The 23,027-nt window shown below is 70.8% G+C and carries 20 protein-coding genes; 7 read left to right on the forward strand and 13 right to left on the reverse strand.

What is annotated here, in order from left to right:
• The first annotated feature begins 30 nt into the window (after positions 1-30).
• The gene (locus VHD82_RS14240) at positions 31-543 is read left to right on the forward strand and encodes an amino-acid N-acetyltransferase (protein ID WP_325702527.1); all 513 of its coding nucleotides are present in this window, start codon (positions 31-33) and stop codon (positions 541-543) included.
• Between the two features lie 173 nt (positions 544-716).
• Positions 717-1,340, forward strand: coding sequence for a hypothetical protein (locus tag VHD82_RS14245; protein WP_325702531.1), 624 nt, complete (start codon positions 717-719; stop codon positions 1,338-1,340).
• Here VHD82_RS14245 and VHD82_RS14250 read toward each other — a convergent pair.
• A complete protein-coding gene (locus tag VHD82_RS14250) occupies positions 1,337-2,230 on the reverse strand; it encodes an SDR family NAD(P)-dependent oxidoreductase (protein ID WP_325702534.1) in 894 nt (297 codons plus the stop codon). The genes VHD82_RS14245 and VHD82_RS14250 overlap by 4 nt on opposite strands.
• Positions 2,231-2,328: 98 nt before the next feature.
• Positions 2,329-4,821: an FtsK/SpoIIIE family DNA translocase gene (locus VHD82_RS14255; protein WP_325702538.1), complete on the reverse strand. Its 2,493-nt coding sequence runs from the start codon at positions 4,819-4,821 to the stop codon at positions 2,329-2,331.
• Positions 4,822-4,949: 128 nt separating this feature from the next.
• On the opposite strand from VHD82_RS14255, the gene VHD82_RS14260 reads away from it, so the two are divergent.
• Entirely contained in the window at positions 4,950-5,759 is an 810-nt protein-coding gene (locus VHD82_RS14260; protein ID WP_325702541.1) for a lysophospholipid acyltransferase family protein, read from the forward strand.
• Between the two features lie 10 nt (positions 5,760-5,769).
• Here VHD82_RS14260 and VHD82_RS14265 read toward each other — a convergent pair whose 3' ends face one another.
• Entirely contained in the window at positions 5,770-7,122 is a 1,353-nt protein-coding gene (locus VHD82_RS14265; protein WP_325702544.1) for an LLM class flavin-dependent oxidoreductase, read from the reverse strand.
• Complete coding sequence (locus VHD82_RS14270) at positions 7,119-8,405, reverse strand: MFS transporter (RefSeq protein ID WP_325702547.1); 1,287 nt, start codon at positions 8,403-8,405, stop codon at positions 7,119-7,121. The genes VHD82_RS14265 and VHD82_RS14270 overlap by 4 nt, the downstream gene beginning before the upstream one ends.
• A gap of 88 nt (positions 8,406-8,493) precedes the next feature.
• On the opposite strand from VHD82_RS14270, the gene wrbA reads away from it, so the two are divergent.
• Together wrbA and VHD82_RS14280 are read left to right on the forward strand one after the other, a co-directional pair.
• Positions 8,494-9,105: an NAD(P)H:quinone oxidoreductase gene (gene wrbA / locus VHD82_RS14275; RefSeq protein WP_325702550.1), complete on the forward strand. Its 612-nt coding sequence runs from the start codon at positions 8,494-8,496 to the stop codon at positions 9,103-9,105.
• A gap of 58 nt (positions 9,106-9,163) precedes the next feature.
• Positions 9,164-10,159: an EamA family transporter gene (locus VHD82_RS14280; protein ID WP_325702553.1), complete on the forward strand. Its 996-nt coding sequence runs from the start codon at positions 9,164-9,166 to the stop codon at positions 10,157-10,159.
• Here VHD82_RS14280 and VHD82_RS14285 read toward each other — a convergent pair.
• From VHD82_RS14285 to thyX, 7 genes are all read right to left on the reverse strand, one after another.
• The gene (locus VHD82_RS14285; RefSeq protein ID WP_325702556.1) at positions 10,111-11,793 is read right to left on the reverse strand and encodes a substrate-binding and VWA domain-containing protein; all 1,683 of its coding nucleotides are present in this window, start codon (positions 11,791-11,793) and stop codon (positions 10,111-10,113) included. The genes VHD82_RS14280 and VHD82_RS14285 overlap by 49 nt on opposite strands.
• Positions 11,794-11,919: 126 nt before the next feature.
• Positions 11,920-13,626 (reverse strand): ribonuclease J, encoded by a 1,707-nt coding sequence (locus VHD82_RS14290; protein WP_325702559.1) that lies wholly within the window; start codon positions 13,624-13,626, stop codon positions 11,920-11,922.
• On the reverse strand, positions 13,623-14,636 hold the full coding sequence (gene dapA / locus VHD82_RS14295; protein WP_325702562.1) for a 4-hydroxy-tetrahydrodipicolinate synthase: 1,014 nt from the start codon (positions 14,634-14,636) through the stop codon (positions 13,623-13,625). Before dapA ends, VHD82_RS14290 begins: the two co-directional genes overlap by 4 nt.
• A 129-nt stretch (positions 14,637-14,765) precedes the next feature.
• A complete protein-coding gene (locus VHD82_RS14300) occupies positions 14,766-16,256 on the reverse strand; it encodes a serine/threonine-protein kinase (protein ID WP_325702565.1) in 1,491 nt (496 codons plus the stop codon).
• A 78-nt stretch (positions 16,257-16,334) separates the two neighbouring features.
• The gene (locus tag VHD82_RS14305) at positions 16,335-17,573 is read right to left on the reverse strand and encodes an Nramp family divalent metal transporter (RefSeq protein ID WP_325702567.1); all 1,239 of its coding nucleotides are present in this window, start codon (positions 17,571-17,573) and stop codon (positions 16,335-16,337) included.
• A gap of 205 nt (positions 17,574-17,778) precedes the next feature.
• Positions 17,779-18,171: an ACT domain-containing protein gene (locus VHD82_RS14310; protein WP_325702569.1), complete on the reverse strand. Its 393-nt coding sequence runs from the start codon at positions 18,169-18,171 to the stop codon at positions 17,779-17,781.
• Complete coding sequence (gene thyX, locus VHD82_RS14315; RefSeq protein ID WP_325702572.1) at positions 18,168-18,920, reverse strand: FAD-dependent thymidylate synthase; 753 nt, start codon at positions 18,918-18,920, stop codon at positions 18,168-18,170. Before thyX ends, VHD82_RS14310 begins: the two co-directional genes overlap by 4 nt.
• 123 nt (positions 18,921-19,043) lie before the next feature.
• Between thyX and VHD82_RS14320 the strand changes: the two genes are divergently transcribed.
• Together VHD82_RS14320 and VHD82_RS14325 are read left to right on the forward strand one after the other, a co-directional pair.
• Positions 19,044-19,571 (forward strand): toxin-antitoxin system HicB family antitoxin, encoded by a 528-nt coding sequence (locus VHD82_RS14320; protein ID WP_325702575.1) that lies wholly within the window; start codon positions 19,044-19,046, stop codon positions 19,569-19,571.
• A complete protein-coding gene (locus VHD82_RS14325) occupies positions 19,568-20,473 on the forward strand; it encodes a DUF4097 family beta strand repeat-containing protein (protein WP_414637510.1) in 906 nt (301 codons plus the stop codon). The genes VHD82_RS14320 and VHD82_RS14325 overlap by 4 nt, the downstream gene beginning before the upstream one ends.
• Positions 20,474-20,589: 116 nt before the next feature.
• Here VHD82_RS14325 and VHD82_RS14330 read toward each other — a convergent pair whose 3' ends face one another.
• Together VHD82_RS14330 and VHD82_RS14335 are read right to left on the reverse strand one after the other, a co-directional pair.
• Positions 20,590-21,750 carry an epoxide hydrolase gene (locus VHD82_RS14330; protein ID WP_325702581.1) on the reverse strand — a complete coding sequence of 387 codons (1,161 nt, stop codon included), beginning with the start codon at positions 21,748-21,750 and terminating at the stop codon, positions 20,590-20,592.
• A gap of 56 nt (positions 21,751-21,806) precedes the next feature.
• Complete coding sequence (locus tag VHD82_RS14335; protein ID WP_325702584.1) at positions 21,807-23,009, reverse strand: winged helix-turn-helix domain-containing protein; 1,203 nt, start codon at positions 23,007-23,009, stop codon at positions 21,807-21,809.
• Between the last annotated feature and the right edge of the window lie 18 nt (positions 23,010-23,027).

The following is a 23,027-nucleotide window of genomic DNA, read 5'->3' on the forward strand; positions in this document are numbered from 1 at the left end:
ACGCCCGTACCGTCCGGATACGGTCGATAAGTGCAGCAGGACCCAGTCAGCGAGGTCGTGATCCGCCGGGCCCGGATCGCGGACGTCCGCAAGATCAAGGCATTGGTCGACGCGGACGCCGGGCGGGTGCTGCTGGAGAAGGAACTCGTCACCCTGTACGAGGACATGCAGGAGTTCTGGGTCGCCGAGGTCGACGGCGAGGTGCGCGGCTGCGGCGCCCTGCACGTGCTCTGGGAGGACCTGGCCGAGATCCGCACCGTCGCCGTCGACAAGGCCGCGCGCGGGCAGGGCATCGGGCACAAGCTCGTGGACCGGCTGGTGGAGCTGGCCAGGGAGCTGGGCCTGCGGCGGGTGTTCGTGCTGACCTTCGAGACCCATTTCTTCGCCCGGCACGGGTTCCGCGAGATCGACGGCACCCCGGTGCCGCAACCGGTCTACGACCAGATGCGGCACTCGATCGACCCCGGTGTCGCCGAGTTCCTCGAACTCCCCTACGCGAAGCCGAACACCCTCGGCAACTCGCGTATGCTGCTCGAATTCTGAAAGTCCTTTAAGGACGTTACGCAACCTCCCCCCGGCCCGCGCGTCTTGAGGGTGGAGAAGGTCGAACCATCAAGAGAGGGCCGCATGAGGACTGCTTGCAGGTCCGAATCATCAAACACCATGCTGGCCAAAGACACGGCCGCGGCTTGCCGCGTCCTTGAAGAGAGGGCCGCATGATCCGGGGGTATCGCAAGTGGATGGTCGCCGCGGCGGGGGTCGCGGTGCTGGCCGTGTCGTCGGCGGCCGCGGGTACGACGGCGGGGGCCGTCACCCCGGTCGCCGCGCCGGCACAGGCCGTCGTGCCGGGCTGCGAGCAGGGGTGTGAAAGCGTTTTCTCCGTTGCGCTGCCCGGCGGTTCGCGGCTGGAAGGCTTGCAGAGGGGGATGTCGGCGTACCTGGCGTACTGGGACGGCGCCGCGCTGAAGGACAGCACCCAGGTCCAGGGCACGGACGGCTTTCCCTACGCGACGGTGACCGGTGCGGTGTGCGCGTCGGACCGCTGCACCGTGTCTTTCGGCTACGGCGCGCACGCCGGAGCCGTGGCGGCGGTGCAACTGGGCGCGAAGATCACCGTGACGGACAAGGTGGAAGGCGTCACCGCCGAAGCCCGTGACCTGAACGGGGACGGCGAGCCCGACGCGATCGTCCGGCAGAGCACGTACGAGCCGGATTTCGCCAGTGCGCCGCTGTACTGGGAGACCTACCTTTCGCACAACGGCCACCTGGTGCGCACCGGCTGCACCGCACCGGGCGCTGACACGCCGGCTGGCGCTGTCGCCGGGGGCTGCCCGGTCTAAACGGGCTCCACACCGGTCAAGTCCACGCTGGCCGCCCAGACCTGGGCGGCCAGTGTCGTGTCGGCCAGCTGCCCGCGCACCGGCTCGATCCGTGGCCGCCCGCGCAGGCCGAACATTCTCGGGCCGATCAGCTGACCGCCGGTGACGGCCGGGTCGAGCACCGCCCGTACCGCTGGTCGCGCCCCGGCTTCCTTGCCCTGCAAGACAAGTCCGGCGGGCAGACTCCGCGCGCGCTGACCGGCGGTGCGCACGTGGACCGGCGGCCGCGACGGGGTCAGCGAGTCCAGCGCGCCGCCGGGATGGTTCACGACGCTCGCCACCGTGCTTCCCCCGGCGCGCAGCCGGCGGTCGAGCTCGAAGCCGAACAGCATCTGTGCGAGCTTCGACCGGGCGTACGCACGCTTGGGCTCGTAGTCGCGCGCGCTCTGCGGATCGGCCAGGTCCAGCTGCGCCGATTTGCCCACGAAACTCCCGGTCGTCACCACCCGGCCCGCGGGCGCGGCCGCGAGCAGCGGCAGGAGCCACCGCACGAGAACGAAATGCCCGAGGTGGTTGGTGGCGAACGTCAGCTCGTGCCCGTCCGCGGTCTGCCGGCGCGGCCCGTCCAGCAACGCGCCGGCGTTGCACACGACCGCGTCGAGGCTGTCCAGCTCGAGCGCGTCCACCGAGGACTTGATCGACGCCAGGTCGGCGAGATCCATCCGGACGCGGCGCAGCCGGGCCCCGGGTACCCGGGAGCGGATCGCCCCCATTGCCGCTTCCGCCTTGGCGTCGCTGCGGCTTCCCAGGACGACGCTCGCCCCCGCTCCGGCCAGCTGCTCGGCGACGAAGTACCCGATACCGGCATTGCCTCCGGTGACCAGGACGGTTTTCTCGGCTGCGGTCGTCATCTCCGCAGAATAGAAGGCAGCCAGGCGCCGGCCGGCGCGGCACGGCGGCTGTTCCCGGAACGCGGGTTCGACAAGGTCACCGTCGCGGAGATCGGTATCTAGTCCTCGTCGTCCGCCGGGGCCGCGTCGCCGCCACGGATCATGAACAGGACGCCTTCCAGCTCGTCCGGCTTCACGAGGACATCGCGGGCCTTCGATCCTTCCGACGGGCCCACCACCCCACGGCTTTCCAGCAGGTCCATCAAACGCCCCGCCTTCGCGAAGCCGACCCGCAGCTTCCGCTGCAGCATCGAGGTCGAGCCGAACTGCGAGGTCACGACCAGCTCGGCCGCCTGGATCAGCACATCAAGATCGTCCCCGATCTCCGGGTCGATCTCCTTCGCCTCACCGGGTTTCGCGGCCGTGACACCGTCGGCGTACTCCGGCTGCGCCTGGTCCTTGGTGAAGTTGACGACGGCGGAAATCTCGTCGTCGCCGACGAACGCGCCCTGTACGCGGACCGGCTTCCCGGCACCCATCGGCAGATACAGCGCGTCGCCCATGCCGATCAGCTTCTCCGCGCCCGGCTGGTCCAGGATGACCCGCGAGTCGGTCAGCGAGGACGTCGCGAAGGCCAGCCGCGACGGGACGTTCGTCTTGATCAGGCCGGTCACGACGTCCACCGACGGGCGCTGTGTGGCCAGCACGAGATGGATGCCCGCGGCGCGCGCCTTCTGCGTGATCCGGACGATCGCGTCCTCGACGTCGCGGGGCGCGGTCATCATCAGGTCGGCCAGCTCGTCGACGATCGCCATGATGTACGGGTACGGGCGGTACTCGCGCTCGCTGCCCGGCGGGGCGGTGATCTCCCCCGACTTGACCTTCTTGTTGAAGTCGTCGATATGCCGGACCCGGTTGGCCTGCATGTCCTGGTAGCGCTGCTCCATCTCCTCCACCAGCCAGGCGAGCGCGGCGGCCGCCTTCTTCGGCTGGGTGATGATGGGCGTGATCAGGTGCGGGATGCCCTCGTACGGCGTCAGCTCGACCATCTTCGGGTCGATCAGGATCATCCGGCACTCGTCCGGCGTCGCCCGCGCCAGCAGGGAGACCAGCATCGAGTTGACGAAGCTGGACTTACCGGAACCGGTGGACCCGGCCACCAGCAGGTGCGGCATCTTCGTCAGGTTCGCGGTGACGAAATTGCCCTCGATGTCCTTGCCCAGCCCGACGACCATCGGGTGGTTGTCCTTGACCGCCTTCGGCGAGCGCAGCACGTCGCCGAGGCGCACCATCTCGCGGTCGGTGTTCGGCACCTCGATACCGACCGCGGACTTGCCGGGGATCGGCGCCAGCAGGCGCACGTTGTCGGTGGCCACCGCGTAGGCGATGTTCTTGGTGAGCGCGGTGATCTTCTCGACCTTCACGCCAGGGCCGAGCTCGACCTCGTAGCGGGTGACCGTCGGGCCACGGGTGAAGCCGGTGACCTGAGCGTCCACATTGAACTGTTCCAGCACGCCGGTGATCGCCTCGATCATGGCGTCGTTGGCCTTGCTGCGGGTCTTCGGCGCGTCCCCGAGGGTGAGCAGTTCCGCGGACGGCAGCTGGTAGTCACCCTCGACGGTGCGGGTGACCGAAAGCGCGGGCTCGGCCGCCTTCTTCGGCTTCTTCTCCGGGACTTCGGCGGCCTTGACCTTCGGCGGCCGCGCCGGCGTCGGCGGCTCGGCGAGCGCGGCCTCGATGTCCAGCTGCTCGCCATCGGAATCGGCGCTGGCCTGGCGGCGGCGGGACGGTTTGCGCAGCCACACGGCCTTCGGGTCGGCCTCGGTGACCGCCGCCTCCTGCTCCTCCTTGAACGCGCGCTGCTCCTCCGCCATCCGCTCGCGCTCTTCGGGGTCCAGGCCCCATTCGCGCAGCGCCTGCGGGATGTCGCGGACCCGGGTGCCGGTGAAGATCAGCACCCCGTAGCCGAGCGCGAGGACCAGCAGCGGCGCGGCGACCCACGTGGTGACGCCGCGCGCGAGCAGCCCACCGGAGAGCGCGCCGAGCTGGCCGCCGGCGTACATGCGGTAGTCGTTGCTCTGCGGCTGCCGGTTGAACAGGTGCAGCAGGCCCAGCAGGGCGAACATCACCAGCAGGGTGCCGATGACCATTCGCGGCCTGGTCTCCGGCCGGGGTTCCGAACGCATCAGCGCGATGGCGGCGACCACCAGCGCCAGCGGCAGCGCGACCGCCCCGGCGCCGAACACGGTGCGGGTGCCGATCTCAAGGTACTGGCCGATCGGGCCGGCCGCCCGCCACCACACGCCGACGGCGATGATCAGGGCGAGCGCGATCAGGCCGAGGCCCAGCCCGTCGCGACGGTGTTCGGGCTCCAGCTCCCGGCTGCGCCCGACGGTGCGCGCGAGACCGCCGGCCCCGCGCGCGAGCAGCGTCCAGCTGCCGCGGACCGCCTTGGCGAACGCGCCGCCCGACGAGCGCCGCGCCGCTGGTTTCCGGGCAGCGGAACGAGTCGAACCGGACCGCGGCTTCGAAGCCCCGCGCGATTTCCGCGCCGGGCTCTTGCTGCCGCTCCGCTTCGTGGTGTTTCTCCTCGTCGCCGTCGAACCAGCCATGCCTTCTACGGTAACCGGCCGAACCCATGAGTCACACCCGCCACTCGCGGCGCATCCCGAACTTTCGCCACAGTACGGCGTCCAGTAGGCCATCCCGGTGAAGATCGGGCGTCTGACATGCTCTGCTCATGTTCAGGCCGAACGACGAGCAAAACGGGGCGCCACGCCGCGGCACGCCCCCGATCTGGCGGGCGATGTCGACGGTCGACAGCGGCCTCGTGCACCTGGTCGGCAGGCTGCGGGTGACCGGCAGGATCCCCGCTCACCTGCGCGGCAAGCCGCTGCTGATGGCGGCCAACCACATCGGCGTGTTCGACGCGTTCGTGCTGATCGCGGCGTGCAAGCAGATCGGCATCGCGCCGAGGTTCCTGCTCGCCGGCGGGCTGCTCGACGCCCCGGTGCTCGGCCCGGCCCTGCGCGCGAGCGGGCATCTGCGGATCGACCGGGGCAAGGCCGGCGCGATCGAGCAGTTCGGCCAGGCCGTCGAGGCGATGCGGACCACGACGAGCCCGATCATCGTCTACCCCGAGGGCCGGATCAGCCACGATCCCGGGCTGTGGCCGGAGCGTGGCAAGACCGGCGCCGCGCGGCTGGCGCTGGCCGCGAACGTGCCGGTGCTGCCGATCAGCCAGTGGGGCGCGCACGAGGCCGTCTACTGGGGCACGGAGAAGGTCGAAGGCCCCGCCGACCTGCTGCCGCTGGCCCGTTCGGGATTCACCGCTCCCCTGCGCCGGCCGAAGTTCCAGGTGCATTTCGGGCGCCCGGTCGATCTGTCCGATGTGGACCCGGAGCGGCCGGGCGCCGGCGTACGCGCGCACGCCAAGATCATGCGCGCGATCGTCGACGGGCTCGTGCCGCTGCGCACGTCCGAGCCGGACCGCCCGAAGTTCCACGATCCGACGAGGCCCACCGACACCGTGAGCCCCTGGCGCCCTTAGTGCCCGCGGGTCACCGGCGGTACGCCGCCCCGGGATGGGGCGCGGAAAGCCGCGGCGACGGGGAGCCGAGGCGTTCCCGCAGCGTGGCCGGCTCCGTGTGCCCGGGAACCCGGCCGCGCCGGCGCAGCTCGGGGATCACCCAGCGGGCGAAGTCGGCGAAGGTGCCCGGCGTGGTCGCGTAGGCGAGGTTGAATCCGTCCACGTCGGCCTCGTCCACCCAGCGTTCCAGCTCGTCGGCGACTTCGGCGGGCGAACCTGCGATGACCGGGCCGCGGCCGCCGAGCCCGATGAACCCCGCCAGCTCGCGCGGCGTCCACGCCCGGTCGGCGGTGGTGAAGGACGCCAGCGCCGAGCGGTTGGCGTCGGAATCGGTGTAGGTCAGCGGCTCGTCCACGTCCAGTTCGGCCAGGTCCACCCCGGTCCAGCCGCCGAACAGCGCGAACGCGCCCGGCACGCTGACCAGCTCCTGGTACTCGCGCAGTTTGGCCCGCGCCTGCTCGCTCGTCTCCGCGACGACCGGGGTGAGCATCGTGAAGATCTTGACCGAGCGCGGGTCCCGGCCCCGTTCGGCGACCGCGGCGCGCAGCCGGTCCACGGACTTGCGCACGACCTTCGGCGACGGCCCCGACACGAACACCGCCTCCGCGTGCGCGGCCGCGAACTTCATGCCGCGCGGCGACGCGCCTGCCTGGAAGAGCACCGGCGTGCGCTGCGGGGACGGCTCGCACAGATGCGGGCCCGGCACGGTGAAGTACCTGCCCTTGTGGTTTATGTCGTGCACCTTCGCCGGATCGGTGTACACGCCGCGCCCGACGTCGCGCACCACGGCGTCGTCCTCCCACGACGACTCCCACAGCTGGTAACAGACGTCGACGTATTCCTCCGCGATCTCGTACCGCTCGTCGTGCGGGATCTGACTGTCCAGCCCGAGGTTGCGCGCGGCGCTCTCCAGGTAGGACGTGACGATGTTCCAGGCCACCCTGCCGCCGGTCAGGTGGTCCAAAGTGGACAGCCGGCGGGCCAGCAGGTACGGCTGCTCGTAGGTGAGCGAAATGGTGAGCCCGAAGCCGAGCCGCTCCGTGGCCGCCGCCATCGCCGACACCGCGAGCGTCGGGTCGTTGACCGGTACCTGCGCGGCGTCGGCCACCGCGGCGTCCCGGGAGCCGTTGTAGACGTCGTAGACCCCGAGCACGTCGGCGAGGAACAGCGCGTCGAACCCGCTCTCGTCGAGCAGCTTCGCCAGCTCCACCCAGTGCTTCACGTCGGTGTAGCGATGTCCCTGGTCCTCCGGGTGCCGCCACAGCCCGGCCGACTGGTGCCCGGCACAGGCCATGTCGAAGGCGTTGAGGTAGATCCGGCTCACCGGGCGGTCTCCTTTGCGAAAAAGGCCGACGCGAACGTCAGCACGGCCAGCACGGCGAAGTAGATCACGATCAGCCACGGGCTGCCGCCGCCCGCGACCAGCAGCGCGGCCGCGATCAGCGGGGCGAACCCGCCGGAAAGCACCGCGCCAACCTGATAGCCCAGCGACACCCCGCTGTAGCGGACGCGGGTCTCGAACAGTTCGCCGAACCACGCCGCCTGTGGCCCGTACATCGCGTCATGGGCGATGTTCACGCCGAACACGATCGCCAGCACCACCGCGATCTTCGAACCCGAGTCCGCGGCGAGGAAGAACAGCACCAGCCCGGCCACGCCGGCGACAGAGCCGAACAGGTAGACCGGCCGCCTGCCGTAGCGGTCGGACAAGTGCGCCCACAGCGGGGTGCTGAGCAGGCCCAGCGCCGAGCACACCATCACCGCGAACAGCCCCACCTGGCTGTGTTTACCGAAAGGCCCCTGCAGATAGGTGAGCGAGTACGTCGTCAGCAGCACGTACAACCCGATCTGCGACAGTCGCAGGCCCGTGGTGAGCAGCACGTTCCGCGGCTGGGTGCGCAGCACCTCCAGCACCGGCAACCGGACGATTTCGTTGCGCTGCTTGACTTCCTCGAACGCCGGCGAGTCCGTCAGGCGCAGCCGGATCACCAGCCCGATGGCCACCAGCACGACGCTGATCAGGAACGGCAGCCGCCAGGCCCAGGACACGAACCCGTCGTCCCCGGCCAGCGCCCGCACGGCGGCGTAGATACCGGTGGCCAGCAGCATCCCGGCAGGCGAGCCGATCTGCGGGAAACTGCCGAACAGGCCGCGTTTGCCCGGTGGCGCGTGCTCGACGGACAGCAGCGCGGCGCCGCCCCATTCGGCGCCGACCGCCAGCCCCTGCAGGATCCGCAGCAGCACCAGCAGGACCGGCGCGAGGATGCCGACCTGGGCGAACGTGGGCAGCACCCCGATCGCCGTGGTGGCCACGCCCATCAGCAGCAGCGCGCCGACCAGTACCGTGCGCCTGCCGATCCGGTCGCCGAGATGGCCCGAGATGACGGCACCCACCGGTCGCGCGCCGAAGCCGGCGGCATAAGTGGCAAAGGTGGCGAGGGTGCCGGCGGTCGAGGAGATGTTGGGGAAGAACAGCGGTTTGAAGATCAGGGCCGTGGCGGTGGCGTAGAGGTAGAAGTCGTACCACTCGATGGTCGTGCCGATCATGCTGCCGAGCGCGGCCGTCCGCGGGGCGCTGCGCTGGGGAACCGGAGTTGTGGTCGTCACGCCCGGAAACGGTACGGCCGTTTCACCCTGTCAAACAGTACCGTCCAGACTCTGGGACGGTAGGTCATGATCGCCTAGGCTGGCAAGGGTGAGCACTCGGATTCTCGTCGTTTACTACAGCGCCACCGGTAACACCGCACAGCTCGCGTCCGCGCTCGCGGACGGCGCGCGGGAAACCGGGGCGGAGGTGCGCCTGCGCACGGTCCCCGAGACCGCACCGGCGGCGGCCGTCGCGACCAACCCACGCTGGCAGGCCTACGTCGACTCCGGCCCGCACGCCGGGTTCGCCACCCTGGACGACCTGGAGTGGGCCGACGGGCTCGCGGTCGGCAGCCCCACCCGGTTCGGCGGCCCCGCCGCGCAGATCAAGTCCTTTTTGGACAGCACCGGCGGGTTGTGGGCCAAGGGAAAGCTCGCGGACAAGGTGGCCACCTCGTTCACCACGGCGTCCACGGCGCACGGTGGACTGGAGTCCACCCTGCTCGCGATCAACAACATCTTCTACCACTGGGGCGCGATAGTCGTGCCGCTCGGCTACGCGCAGCCGCACCTGCTCGAGTCCGGCAACCCGTACGGCGGCTCGTTCGTCTCCCGGAAATCCGCCGAGCCGGACAAGGAGGCGCTGGAGGCCCTGCGCATCCAGGGCACCCGGCTGGCCACGATCACCGGCCACATCGCCACCGGCCTGCGCGGCGCATAACCGCCAACCGCGAAAAACCGGTTAGGCGAACCGGGGGTCACGGCTTAGCCTGGGGCAAATGGCCACCGACCTCGCCACGCCCGCCCGCGCACCGCACCGCGGCCGGGGGACGCTGCTGATCGTGCTCTCGTCGGTCTGTTTCGGCAGCTCCGGCACCATAGCCAAACCGGCGATGCTGGCCGGGCTCTCACCCGAGCAGGTCGCGGCCGCGCGGATCGGCCTCGCGGCACTGGTCCTGGTGGTCGTGGCCGCGGTGTTCCGGCCGCGGCTGCTGCGGGTGCGGCGGCACGAATGGCCACTGCTGGCCGGGTACGGCCTGCTCGGCGTGGCCGGGGTGCAGCTGTGCTACTTCGTGGCGGCGGGGCGGTTGCCGGTCAGCGTCGCGATCCTGCTGGAGTTCACGTCACCGGTGCTGATCGCGCTGTGGACCCGGCTGCGGGGCACGAAACTGCCCGGCCGGATGTGGTTCGGCATCGCGCTGGCGATGACCGGGCTCGCGTTCGTCGCCCGGATCTGGGAAGGGCTCAGCCTGGACGCGATGGGCCTGCTCGCGGGGCTGGGCGCCGCCGTCTGCTCGGCCGGGTACTTCCTGTTCGGCGAGCACGGGGCCACCACCCGGGATCCGCTGGGCGTGGTCACCTGGGGCATGGTGATCGGCGCGATCGCCGTGTGCGCGGTCGCGCCGCCGTGGACCCTCCCGGCCGCCGTCCTGAGCGCCCCCGCCGGATTGGGGCCGTGGCAGCCGCCGGTGTGGGTGCTGCTGGTCGCGGTCGCCCTGTTCTCCACCGTGCTCGCCTACGCGCTGGGCACGTCGGCGCTGCGGCATCTCCCGGCATCCGTCGCGTCCGTGGTGGGCCTGCTCGAACCGCTCGTCGCGACGGCCACCGCGTGGGCGCTGCTCGGCGAGTCACTCACCTGGCCACAGCTGCTCGGCGCGGTCGTCCTGCTCGGTGGCGCGACCATCGTGCAAAACGTCCACAGTAGACAGTTCGTGCGGGACGCGGCTCACGAACAGCTCGGCGTGGCACAGGAAAGACCGGCCAGCGCCCCGTAGAACACGTCGGAGATCCTGGTCGCGTCCGGGGCGACGAACGTGTGCCCGCCGGTCGCCGCGGTGATCGCCCGCAGCTCGCCGGGATCGACGTCGGTGCCCAGCCCGATCCCGATGATCGGCAAGGGACGCTTGGGATCCTGCAGTTTCGCCAGTTCCGCCAGCAGCTGCTCGCGGGTGATCCCGTGTGGATCCTCGTTGCGCCCGTCGGTCAGCACGATCACCAGGTTCAGCCGGCCGGCCTGCCATTCGCTCCGCGCGGTCCGGTACGCGGCGAGTACCGAGTCATACAGCCCGGTTTGCCCGTCCGGGGTGGCCCGCAACGCGCGCAGCTTGTCCGGCGCGCCGGCGGCGAGCTGCGCGCTGATCGGCGACATCGGGATGATCTCGCGATAGTCCCTGTCCCCGTCCAGGTTCGTCGAGAAGATCCACGACGCCAGCTCCGACGTGGGTTTGAACAGGGTCAACGCCCGTGCGGCGGCGTCGGCCGTCAGCTGCATCCTGGTCTGGCCGCCGGAACCGGGCACGACCGCGTTCATCGAACCGGAGACATCGATCAGCACCCGCACCCGCGAACTGAGGTTGATCTTGGCCCACTGCCCGAGCACCGCGGTCAGCTCGTCGTCCGAAGGCATCGGGGCCAACGGCTGATCCCGGCCGCTGACGTGCGTGTCCCGCGGCCGTTCGAGCAGCGTGCGCCCGTCCGGGGTGCGCAGCCCGGCGCCGGCGAGCTGTGACTGCGCGTCCGGAGCCAACAGGGCGCGCAGGAGTTTCGCGGACGCGTCGCGCTGCGCCTGCCCCGCGTTGTCGAGCACCGTGAACGGGAAATCCAGTGAGGGCACCGGTTGTGGCGGGTACACCGCGATCAGCTGATCGGTCGTCGCGGCCACCGCGGACCGGCTGTTGTGGTTCAGCACCGAGACTTCGGACGCCGGAAGGGCGCTGATCGGCTGCTTCGAACTGCCCGCGGACGGCAGCCGCGCGTACAGATCGTCCACTCCGGGCAGGGTGATCGGCGAGAGCCGGCGCAGCGCGGCGGCGCTTCCCGCCACCGGGTCCGCGCCGGCGGGAAGCGCTTTCTGCGCGCCGAGCAACGCCGAGACACCGACCGGGTCCTGGCCGGGATCGACCATGCCCATGCTGATCGACGAACCGAGCAGACCGGCCCAGCTGGGCTGTTTTCCGGGCCAGCCAAGGGTTTTCGCCGCGGCCTCGGTGACCGCGAACACCACGGGCGAAGTGGCGATCGAGGAGCCGGACTCGGGCACGTCGGCCGCGCCCGCGGTGTGCGTCTCGCGCAGCCGCACCGTCGAGTCCGGGATCCACACGTCGGGCCGCCGCGAACCGTCCGAAGTGGATAGTGACTGCGCCACGGCGGCGGAGTCCCGCTGGTCCACCTCGAACGAGAAGCACTGTCCTCCGGCGACCTGCCTGCCGACCCGGTCCACCACGGCGGCCACTTCCGCGGTCGCGTCGATGTGCACGACGTCGGTGGCGGGACAGCCCTTGTCCCGGGTCACGACGTCGACGGTCACCCAGCTCGCGGCGCCCAGAACCAGCACGAGGGCGGTGACCAGGACAGCTTTACGACGTCGTCGCCCGGCTCCGGTGGCGGACTCGTGCTGGCCCACCGGCATCGCCTCCTGCGGATCGCGCGACCGGTCGGATCGATAACCAGGTAAAGGTTAGAGCGAAAACCGCGTCGCGGATGCACCAGTGGCAGCAGTCCCCGTTACGCCATCAGGACGAAGATCGCCGGTGGACTAGACCGGGATGACCGTCGGCACGATCATCGGACGGCGACGGTAGGTCTCGGCGACCCAGCGGCCGACCACCCGCCGGACCGCCTGGGCGATCCGGTGGCTCTCGGTGATGCCCTCGGCCTCGGTGCGGGAAAGTTCCATCTCCACCAACGGAACCACGGCGTCGAGCGCCTTGGGGTCGTCGGAGAAACCGCGCCCGGACAACGACGGCGTGCCCACCGCGCGGCCGGTCGCCGAGTCGATCACCACGGTGATCGCGATGAACCCGCCCTCGCCGAGCACCAGCCTGTCCGAGAGGGTGGACTCGCCGACGTCACCGACCGACAGGCCGTCCACGTACACGTGCCCGACCTCGACCCGGCCGATGGCGCGGGCGCGGCCGTCGACCAGGTCGACCACCACCCCGTCCTCGGCCAGCACCACGTTCTCCGGCGCCACCCCGGTGCGCACCGCGAGCTCGCCGTTGGCGCGCAGATGCCGCCACTCGCCGTGCACCGGCATCACGTTGCTGGGGCGGATCGCGTTGTACAGGAACAGAAGTTCGCCCGCGGACGCGTGCCCGGACACGTGTACCTTCGCGTTGCCCTGGTGTACCACGTGCGCGCCCAGCCGCACCAGACCGTTGACCACCCCGAACACCGCGGTCTCGTTGCCCGGGATCAGCGAACTGGCCAGCACCACGGTGTCCCCGGCGCGGATGGAGATCTGCCTGTGCTCCCCGCGCGCCATCCGCGACAGCGCCGACAGCGGCTCGCCCTGCGAACCGGTGGACACGAACAGCACCTGCGTCTCCGGCAGGTTCACCGCCTGGTCCAGATCGATCAGCAGGCCCTCGGGAATGGACAGCAGCCCCAGGTCCGCGGCGATGCCCATGTTGCGGACCATCGAGCGGCCCACGAACGCGACCCGTCGACCGTGCCGCACCGCCGCGTCCAGCACCTGCTGCACGCGGTGCACGTGGCTGGCGAAACACGCCACGATCACCCGCTGGGTGACCCGGCCGATGACGTCGTCGAGCACCGGGCCGATGTCGCGCTCGGGGGTGACGAACCCGGGTACCTCGGCGTTGGTGGAGTCGATGCAGAGCAGGTCCACGCCCTCGTCGCCGAGCCGGGAGAACCCGGCCAGGTCTGTGAGGCGGCCGTCGAGCGGCAGCTGGTCGAGCTTGATGTCACCGGTGTGCAGCACCACGCCCGCCGGGGTGCGGATGCCCACCGCCAGCGCGTCCGGGATGGAGTGGTTGACGGCGAAGAACTCCAGCTCGAACGGGCCCACCGTGCGTCGTTCGGCCTCGGTGACCTCGTTCAGCTTCGGCCGCTGCCGGTGCTCGCGGCACTTGGCTTCCAGCAGCGCGAGGGTGAACCGCGAACCGTAGACGGGCAGATCCGGGCGCATCCGCAGCAGGAACGGGACGGCGCCGATGTGGTCCTCGTGCCCGTGGGTGAGCACGAGGGCGTCGATGTCGTCCAGCCGGTCCTCGATGGCACGGAAGTCCGGCAGGATCAGGTCCACGCCGGGCTGCGCGTCCTCGGGGAAGAGCACCCCGCAGTCGACGATGAGCAGCCTGCCGCCGTACTCGAAAACGGTCATGTTGCGGCCGACCTCACCGATGCCGCCGAGCGCGACGACGCGCAGCGCGCCTTCGGGCAGGGCGGGCGGGGTGTTGGTCGGTCCGGGTCCTGCTGGTTTCGGGGAAAGCTGTGTCACCTAGGAATGGTCCCTACGCTGGTGTGGGTGGTCGGCGCGACGTAGGCCGCCGCCGAGTCCGCTTGCGCGACCCTCGAACTGTGCCAGTCACCGCCGTGGGTGTCGTCAAGGGGGACCCCGGCCTGGGTGAGGTCCGCGGCGATAGCCTCCACCTGGTCCTCGGTCGCCGGCACGATCGGCAGCCGCGGCCCGCCCACCGGGTGGCCGCGCAGCGCGAGCGCCGTCTTCGAGAACACCACGCCGCCGACCCGGGACATCGCCCGGAACACCGGCAGCATCCCGCGGTGGTTGGTGCGCGCGGTGGAGGTGTCGCCGTCTTCGTACGCGTCGAGCATGGCGCGGATGCGGCCCGCGACCACGTGCCCGATCACGCTGACCACGCCGGTGGCGCCGACCGAGAGCCACGGCAGGTTAAGCGCGTCGTCGCCGGAGTAGTAGGCCAGGTGCGTGTTCGCGATGACCTCGCTGCCTGCCAGCAGATCGCCCTTGGCGTCCTTGACCGCGAGGATCCGCGGGTGCTCGGCGAGCCGGCGCAAGGTGTCGACCTCGATCGGCACGATGGAGCGCGGCGGGATGTCGTAGAGCATCACCGGCAGCCCGGTCGCGTCCGCGACCGTGGTGAAGTGCGCGATCAGCCCGGCCTGCGAAGGCCGCGAGTAGTACGGGGTGACCAGCAGGACGCCGTGCGCGCCGGCCTTTTCGGCCTGCTGCACCAGTTCCACGCTGTGTGCCGTGTTGTACGTGCCGGCCCCGGCGACGATGGTCGCGCGTTCGCCGACGGCTTCGGCCACGGCGCGGATCAGGTCGGACTTCTCGGCGTCGGTGGTGGTCGGGCTCTCGCCGGTGGTGCCGTTGAGGACCAGCCCGTCGTTGCCGAGGTCCACCAGGTGCTCGGCGAGCTCCTGCGCCCGCTTCAGGTCCACGCCACCCTGCTCGTCGAAGGGGGTGACCATCGCGGTGAGCACGCGCCCGAACGGCCTGCCGGGGGCTGCGGTAGGTGGAGTGGACATGCCCTGACGGTACCTCGTTCGGGGCCGCTTCTCCGCGACGACCTGCCGGAACGGCACGATCCGCAGGCGAGCGGCGGCGGTGGCCGGAGAATCCCGCGCGAGCGCCCCGCGCGGCCGGAACTTCTCCCGCTACTTGACGTCGTAGGCGACGCCCGCGGTCAGCTGCGTCGAGTCCTTGCGCGTGACGGCGCAGTAGATGCTGCGCGCGGCCGGGCTGTAGGTTTCGCCGGGCGCCTGCTCCCACAGCTGTTTTGTCGGGATGAGCGCGCGGAAGTTCAGCTCGGGCCGGGCCTTCGTGTCGATCACGTTCGAGTTGAAGGTCATCGCGCACCGGCCCTCGGCGGCGCGGGCCAGAGCGTCGGTGCCCGGGTAGCTCGCGGCCACCGCGTCCGAACTGGAGCTGTTGCCGAGCGCGGTGGAAGTGTCGTAGAGCTCGAAGTCGTGCGCCTTGTCGCAGCTGACCGCGTTGTCGGAGGAGATGTTGTAGCCCGGGGTGAGCCTGCCGTTGTAACAGCTGTAGGAGCTGCTCGTGCCGAACGAGGCAAGGTCTCCCCCGGCGCCGTAGGTCAAGGTGGACAGCATCGCCGGGTCCGTTGTGGACCTGGGCGTGCCCCACCAGTCGCCGAGGAAGAACCCGGCCGCCAGCAGCACCACCGCGGCGAGGGCGCCGAGCGAGACGAACAGCTTGCGCCGCCCCGGTTTCGGCGGCGCGGGGGCCTGCATCGTCGGCATCGGGGCCGGCCACAGCGCGGTGTGGCCGGCCGGCGGAGTGTGCTGCGCGGGCGGCGTGGCGGCCATGCCGAGCAGCTGGTTGGCCTGCGCCGCGCTGATCCGCCCGTCCGGGCTGGCCACCAGCAGGCCCATGATCGCCGACGCGAGCGGGCCCTGAATCCTTGTCAGGTAAGGGATTTCGTTCACGATCGCGTGCAGGGTGGCCGCCGTGGTCGGCCGTTCGAACGCGAGCACGCCCTCCACCGCGAAGTACAGCGTGGCGCCCAGCGACCACAGATCCGAGGCGGGCAGCGCCTCCTTGCCCTCGACCCGTTCCGGGGCCATGAACGCCGGCGAGCCGACGATCATCCCGCTCGTGGTCAGCCGCGGATCGTCGATCGCCTGCGCGATCCCGAAATCGGTGAGTTTCACCCGGCCGTTGGCCGAGACCATGATGTTGCCGGGCTTGACGTCGCGGTGCACGATCCCGTTGCCATGCGCCGCCTGCAGCGCGGTGAGCACCTGCATGCCGATCGACGCGGCCTGCGCGGCGGGCAGCGGGCCGTTGCGGCGCACCAGTTCCGACAGCGTCGGCGCCTCGACCAGTTCCATCACGATGAAGGTGCCGCCGCCCTCGGACACCACGTCGAACACGGTCACCACGGCCGGGTCGTTGAGCCTGCCCGCGGTGCGCACCTCGCGCAGCACGCGTTCGGCGGGTACGGAGTCCTCCGCGCCGTCGGGCAGCCGGAGCTCCTTGATCGCGACCTGCCGACCGATCACCCTGTCCTCGCCGCGCCAGACCACGCCCATCCCGCCGCGGCCGAGTTCGGCCAGCAAGGCGTAGCGCCCCGCGATCACCCGGGGGGTGGGCGTGTTCGCCCGCTGCGTCGTCTGCTCGTTGGTCACGTGGCGGGGCCCTTCCTCGGTGCGGACTGCACGGATGGTAGTCCGACCACCCGGACGCCCGGGCGGTTCCCCGCAAGGTCAGCCCGCGAAAGTGAGGTACAGCAACGCGACGTTGAGCACGACGATCACGGCCGCGACCAGCCAGGCCAAGGCCGTGGTCACGCGGTGGTTCACCGCGTCGCCGAGCAGCCGGCGGTCGCTGGTCAGGCGCACCAGCGGGATGAGCGCGAACGGGATGCCGAACGAGAGCACCACTTGTGACACCACGAGCGCGCGCGACGGGTCCACCCCGATCGCGAGCACCACGATGGCGGGCGCGAGGGTGATCAGCCTGCGCAGCAGGATCGGAATCCGCTTGCGCAGCAGGCCTTGCATGATCATCGCGCCGGCGTAGGCGCCGACGGAGGTGGAGGCGAGCCCGGAAGCGAGCAGGCCCAGCGCGAACAGCAGCGCGACCGCGCCGCCGAGCGTCGTGGCAACGGCCGCGTGCGCGCCGGCGATCGAATCCACTCCGGACAGTCCCTGCAGATTGACGGCGGCGAGCAGCAGCATCGACAGATTCACCGCACCGGCCAGCAGCATCGCGAGCCCGACATCGACCCGGGTGATCCGCAGCATTCGCTTGAGCCTGCTGCCTTCGGGGTGGCCATGCCTGTCGCGCGCCAGGCCGGAGTGCAGGTAGACGGCGTGCGGCATCACCGTCGCGCCGAGCATGGCCGCCGCGATGAGCACGCTTTCCGAGCCGTCGAATCCCGGCACCAGACCGCCGAACAGCCCCGCGGCGTCGGGCGGTTCGACGAACACGCTGGCCAGGAAGCCGATCGCGATGATCGCCAGCAGCCCGGTCACCACCCGCTCGAACGGCCGCTGGCCACGCCGGTCCTGCACCAGCAGCAGCGCCATCGAGACCACGCCGGTGATCAGCCCGCCGGCCAGCAGCGGCAACCGGAACAGCAGGTTCAGCGCGATCGCGCCGCCGACCACCTCGGCCAGGTCGGTGGCCACCGCGACGAGCTCGGCCTGTGCCCAGTAGGCCAGCCGCCCGCCGCGCGGCATCCGCTCGCGCATCGCCTCCGGCAGCGAAAGGCCGGTGACCAGGCCGAGTTTGGCCGAGAGGTACTGCACCAGCGCGGCCATCAGGTTGGCCGCCACGATGACCCAGACCAGCAGGTACCCGAACTGGGCACCGGCGCTGACGTTCGCCGCGACGTTACCGGGGTCGACGTAGGCGATCGCGGCGACGAAGGCAGGCCCGAGCAGCGCCGTGCCGGCGCGGAACCGCGCCGGTTTCGAGCGGTCCGCCTCCGTCAGTGCCATCGAGCCACCTCCCCGCCCCGTTGTCGCCTGCCCCAACTCAAATGTTAGGCGTGGCGAACTTCCGTGTATAGAGGACGGTTACCGATCCAGCCGAAAGCAGGCGGATACGGATCCGCAGCCCGGCCTGCGCAGAGAAACCCATTTCCGCCGTCACTGCCGTCGGATTGGTAATGGGAAACACAGCTGGGCTTGCTCGCGGCTTTTGTCAGGCAGGCAGCGCCACTTCGTGCCCGGCGGCTCGCAGCGCCTGGACGGCGCGATCGAGGTCGGCCTTCTTCACCAGCACGTGGTCGGTGTCGAAGGTGGACAGGGTGAACAGCGCGACCCCAGCCGCCGCCAGCTCGCTGGCCAGTGCCGCGATGATGCCGGTGAGCATGAACGCCAGCGGGCCGCGCACTGTCAGCAGGCGCCAGCCGGCCTCCGTGCTGGCGCCCTCCGGCACGTCCCCGGCGGCGCAGATGATGGACAGTTCCGCCGGGGTGCGGGTGACCGAGACGAACCCGGGCCCGTCGAGGAACCCGGGCGGAACCGCCGCGTCCGGCGCCAGCCTCGCGACGGTGTACTCCCCCGGCTGAACGTCGATGGCGAGCCGTTTCACCCCTCGAGCACCTTGGGGCTGGAAGCGACTTCGGTGCCGTCGGGCAGCGTCGAGATGGTGAAGTCGGCGAACACGTTGCCCGCCGCCTTTTGCAGATGCCGCAAGCATTCCACGGCCAGCTGGCGGATCTCGACGTCGGCGTGCTCGGTGGCGCGCATGGCGATGAAATGCCGCCAGGCGCGGTAGTTCCCGCTCACCACGATGCGGGTCTCGGTGGCGTTCGGCAGCACCGAGCGGGCGGCCTGGCGGGCCTGCTTGCGGCGCAGGGTGGCACTGGGCGCGTCGGCGAACTTCTCCTCCAGCCCGGCGAGCAGGTCGGTGTAGGCGTCCACACTGGCCTGCGCGGCCTTCAGGAACTTCTCGTGCAGCTCCGGGTCCTGCGCGATGACGTCCGGCTCGACGAAAGCGGCGTTGCGCTCGGGGACGTAGCGCTGGGACAGCTGCGAGTACGAGAAATGCCGGTGCCGGATCAGCTCGTGCGTCAGCGAGCGGGAGATGCCGGTGATGTAGAAGCTGACCGAACCGTGCTCCAGCACCGAAAGGTGGCCGACCTCGATGATGTGGTCGATGTACCCGGCGTTGGTCGCGGTCTTCGGGTTGGGCTTCTTCCAGGACTGGTAGCAGGCCCGGCCGGCGAACTCGGCCAGCGCCTGGCCGCCGTCGGCGTCGGTGGACCACGGCACATCCTCCGGCGGGAAGAACTCTGTCTTCGCGATCAACTGCACCTTGGGCGAAACCGTCTCGGCCACGTTCGCGCTCCTTCCCCTTTGCGTCCCCAGCAGCGTAACCGGCCACCGGCCTGGTCCCGGTGAAGGCGCCCCGGCACCATTTCGCACCTTGACTGACACCACAGGTGACGTCATAGTGGTGTCATGGATCTGACGCCGTACATCACCAGCCTCCGCGAGGATCTCGCCGCCACCGCGTCCGCCGGTGACGAGCAGACCCGGCGGGCGGCGGCCGTGCTCTCCGCGGCACTGGAGCCGGCGGTGCGGCTGGCGCTGATGAACGCGCTCGCCGACCTCGCCGCCGAGGTCACCACGCATCTGCCGGAGCACGTCGTGGAGGTCCGGCTCGACGGCCGGGACGTCCGCGTCGTGGTCACCTCCGCGCCGGGCGCCGAGCAGGCGCCCCCACCGCCACCGCCTCCACCGCCGAACCCGCTGATGTCGGGCGAAGGCAGCGACAACATCGCCCGGATGACCCTGCGCATGGTCGAGCAGATCAAGGGGCAGGCCGAGCAGGCCGCCGCCGCGCAGGGGGTTTCGCTGAACACGTTCATTTCCCAGGCGGTCCAGGGGGCGCTGCACGGCTCGTCCCAGTTCCCCGGCAAGGGTGAGCGCAAATCCCGCCAGGGCCGCAGCACCGACTCGCACCTGCATGGCTGGGTGAAGGGATGACCATGACCGAGCAACCGGAGGAACTGGTGGAAAGCCAGGTGTTCCTCGTGGACGGGCCGGTGGAGCTGGACGTGAGCGTCACGCTCGGCCGGATCACCGTCGAACTGGAGCCGGACACCACCGAGGCGATCGTCGAAGTGCGGCACGACCCGGAGGTCCGCGAGCCGTGGGCACAGGGGATGAACAACCTGCTGAACTGGGTCAGCGAACGCTTCGGCGACCAGTTCGGCGACCTGCGCGGCTCCGCGGCCGAGGCGGTGCGGGAGACGCGGGTGGAGCAGACCGGCAACCGCATCGTGATCCGCGCGCCGAAAGCCTTGCCACTGCGCAACATTCCGCTCGGCGTCGTGGTGCGCGCGCCCGCCGGTTCGCGGCTGGAGGTGCGGGCCGGTTCGGCCGACGTCACGGTGACCGGCGCCAGCGGGCGTGCCGACGTGCTGACCGGTGCCGGCGAGGTGAAGCTGGACCGGGTCGACGGGCCGGCCATCGTGCGCACCGGCTCCGGCGCGATCCGGCTCGGCCCGACGCTGGGCGGGCTGCAGCTGCGCACCGGCAGCGGTGACGTGGAGGCGTCTTCGCTGTCCGGCTCGGCGACACTGGCCACCGGCACCGGCGATGTGTGGCTGGGCGCGGCATCCGGCGAGATCATGGCGCGCAGCGGCAGCGGCGATCTGTCCGTGGCCGACGCCGCTTCCGGTTCGCTCGAGCTGATCACCGGTTCCGGCGAGATCCGGGTCGGCGTGCGGCCGGGCGTGGTCGCCGAGGTGGACCTGACTTCCAGTAGCGGCAAGGTTTCCAGCGAACTCGACGTGGAGCTGGAGCAGCCGGCGGGCGAGGTGCCGCTGCGCATCCGTGCCCGCACCGGCTCCGGTGCCGCAATGCTCACCCGCGCACCCCAGTAGCGCGGTTTCCAGGGGGCAGGGGGTGTTCCCGAAGTTCCCGGGCCGCGCCCGGCGAATCCGGAGGACAGGCCGCAATCGCCGGCAGCCGCCGGCCGGGCTTCGGGGACACCCCTCGCTTATGTCGCTACGCGGTAGGGGCGGAAGAACTCGCGCAACTCCTGCACGTACAGCTCGGGCTCCTCGAACGGCGCGAAATGCCCGCCCCGCGGCTGTTCCGTCGCGTGCACGACGTTCGCGATGCGATCGAGCCAGGCCCGGGGCGGATGCATGAGGTCGCCCGGGAAAAGCGAGAAGCCGGACGGCACCTCCACCCGGCGGGCGTGCTGCTCGCGCGGAATCCTGGAATTGACGTTGTACATGCGCATCGACGAGCCGATCGTGCCCGTGAGCCAGTAGAGCGTGACGTTCGTGAGGATCTCGTCCTTGGTGAAGCTCCGCTCGACGTCCCCGTCGCAATCGCTCCACGCCCGGAGCTTCTCGACGATCCACGCGGCGAGCCCGGCCGGGGAGTCGGTGAGCCCGACGGCGGCCGTTTGTGGCTTCGTGCGGTGCATCGCGCCGTAGGCACCCTCGGCCGCACCCCAGGCCGCGGCCTCGTCGAGAAAGTCGCGCTCTTCCGCCGTCAGCGCCGCCGGATCGCCCGTGAAGACCGGCAATCCCGCGTCCATGCGGTGCACCGCGACAACCCGGCCGGGGTGGTCGAGCGCGAGGAAACGGGCCACGCCGCTGCCGATGTCCCCGCCAGCGGCGCCGAACCGCGAATAGCCGAGCACGCTCATCAGCTCGGCCCACATACCCGCCACGGCGATCGTGTCGGGGATCTCCGCGGTGGGGCGTTCGGAGTACCCGTAGCCCGGCATGTCGGGCACGACCACGTCGAACGCGTCGGCGGGATCGCCGCCGTGCGCGCCGGGATCGGTGAGCAGCGGGATGACCTTCGAGTACCGCCAGAACGAATCGGGCCAGCCGTGGCAGAGTACGAGCGGGAGCGCGGATCCTGCCGCCGCGGCACGGACGTGGACGAAGTGAATCCCGAGACCGCCGAGCGTGACACGGAAACGGGGCAGCTTCGAGAGCGCCGCCTCCTGCGCCGCCCAGTCGAACTCGTCCGCCCAGTAGGCGACGAGCTCGCGGAGGTATCCGACATCGGTGCCGAGTGACCACCCGGCGTCCTCGGGCGAGTCCGGCCATCGTGTCGCGCGCAGCCGCGCGCGGAGGTTCGCCGACTCCGCGGGATCTGTGCGCGAGGTGAACGGCTCGGGTACGGCGTTCGTCATGACAGCGAGCCTAGCCGGAAACAGGCCCGGTCACTGTCCACAATAGACGGACGGCGTCACAGCCTGCGCAGCACCGGCGCGAGATCACCCCGCTCCCCCACCACGACCCGGTCGAGCTGCAGCCACTCGGCCATCAGGCGCAGCTCGGCCATCAGCTCCGGGGCCACGCGCGCGATGTCGGCACCGGGCTCGGCGAACGCGCCCGGCACGCGAAGCACGCCTTCCGCGCGATCGGCCTTGAGGTCCACCCGCGCGACCAGTTCCCCGTCGAGCAGGAACGGGAACACGTAGTAGCCATACACCCGCTTCGGCCCCGGCACGTAGATCTCGATGCGGTACCGGAAGTCGAACAGCCGCTCCGTCCTGGCCCGCTCCCAGATCAGCGGGTCGAACGGGCACAGCAGCGCGCGCCCGGTGATCTTCCGCGGCTGCCGCGCCCCCGCGAACCGGTACGCCGGCGCCCGCCACGTGCGCACGCGGACCGGCTCCAGCACCCCGGCCTCGACCAGATCCACCGTGGCCTGCCGGCTGATCTGCGGGCCGAGCCGGTAGTAGTCCCGCAGATCCGGCTCGGTGGCCACGCCGAGCGCCGCGGCCGCGCGCGTGATCAGCTCGCGCGCGCCCTGCTCGGGAGTGACCTCGCGACTCAGCACTTCCGGCGGGATGACCCGCTCCGTCAGGTCGTACAGCCGCTCGAACGACTTCCGGCTGCCCGTGGTCAGCTGCCCGATGCCGAACAGGTACTCGCAGACCTTCTTCACCTCCGAGCGGTCCCACCACGGCCCCGGGGTGCGCTGCGACTCCCCGACCACCTCGCGCTCGATCCGCCCCGCGCCGACCGGGCCGAGCTCCTTGACCACGGCCAGGATGTCGTCCGCCAGCTGGGGCGAGCGCTCCAGGATGGGCTGGTAGTGCCGCCACCAGCCGTCCCGTTTCGCCCGGGAACGCAGCAACGGCCAGTCCTCCACCGGGATCAGGCTCGCCTCGTGCGCCCACGTCTCCACCAGCAACCGCGGCTTGCGCGCGCTCGGCTGCCACGCCGCCTCGTCGATCAGCGCCTGGTCATACGCGCCGAGCCGGGCGAACAGCGGCGCGTAATGCGCGCGCACCACCACGTTCACCGAGTCGAGCTGGATCAGCTGCACCCGCGAAAGCACCCGCTTGAGGTGCCTGCGCGTGGCGGCTTCCGGCCTTGGATCGGCGAACCCTTGGGCGGCCAGCGCGACCCGCCGCGCGACCGCCACACTCATCGTGTCCATCGAGTGACATCGTGCCAG

Origin of the sequence: Amycolatopsis sp., from assembly GCF_035546795.1 — a bacterium.
Lineage (GTDB): Bacteria > Actinomycetota > Actinomycetes > Mycobacteriales > Pseudonocardiaceae > Amycolatopsis_E.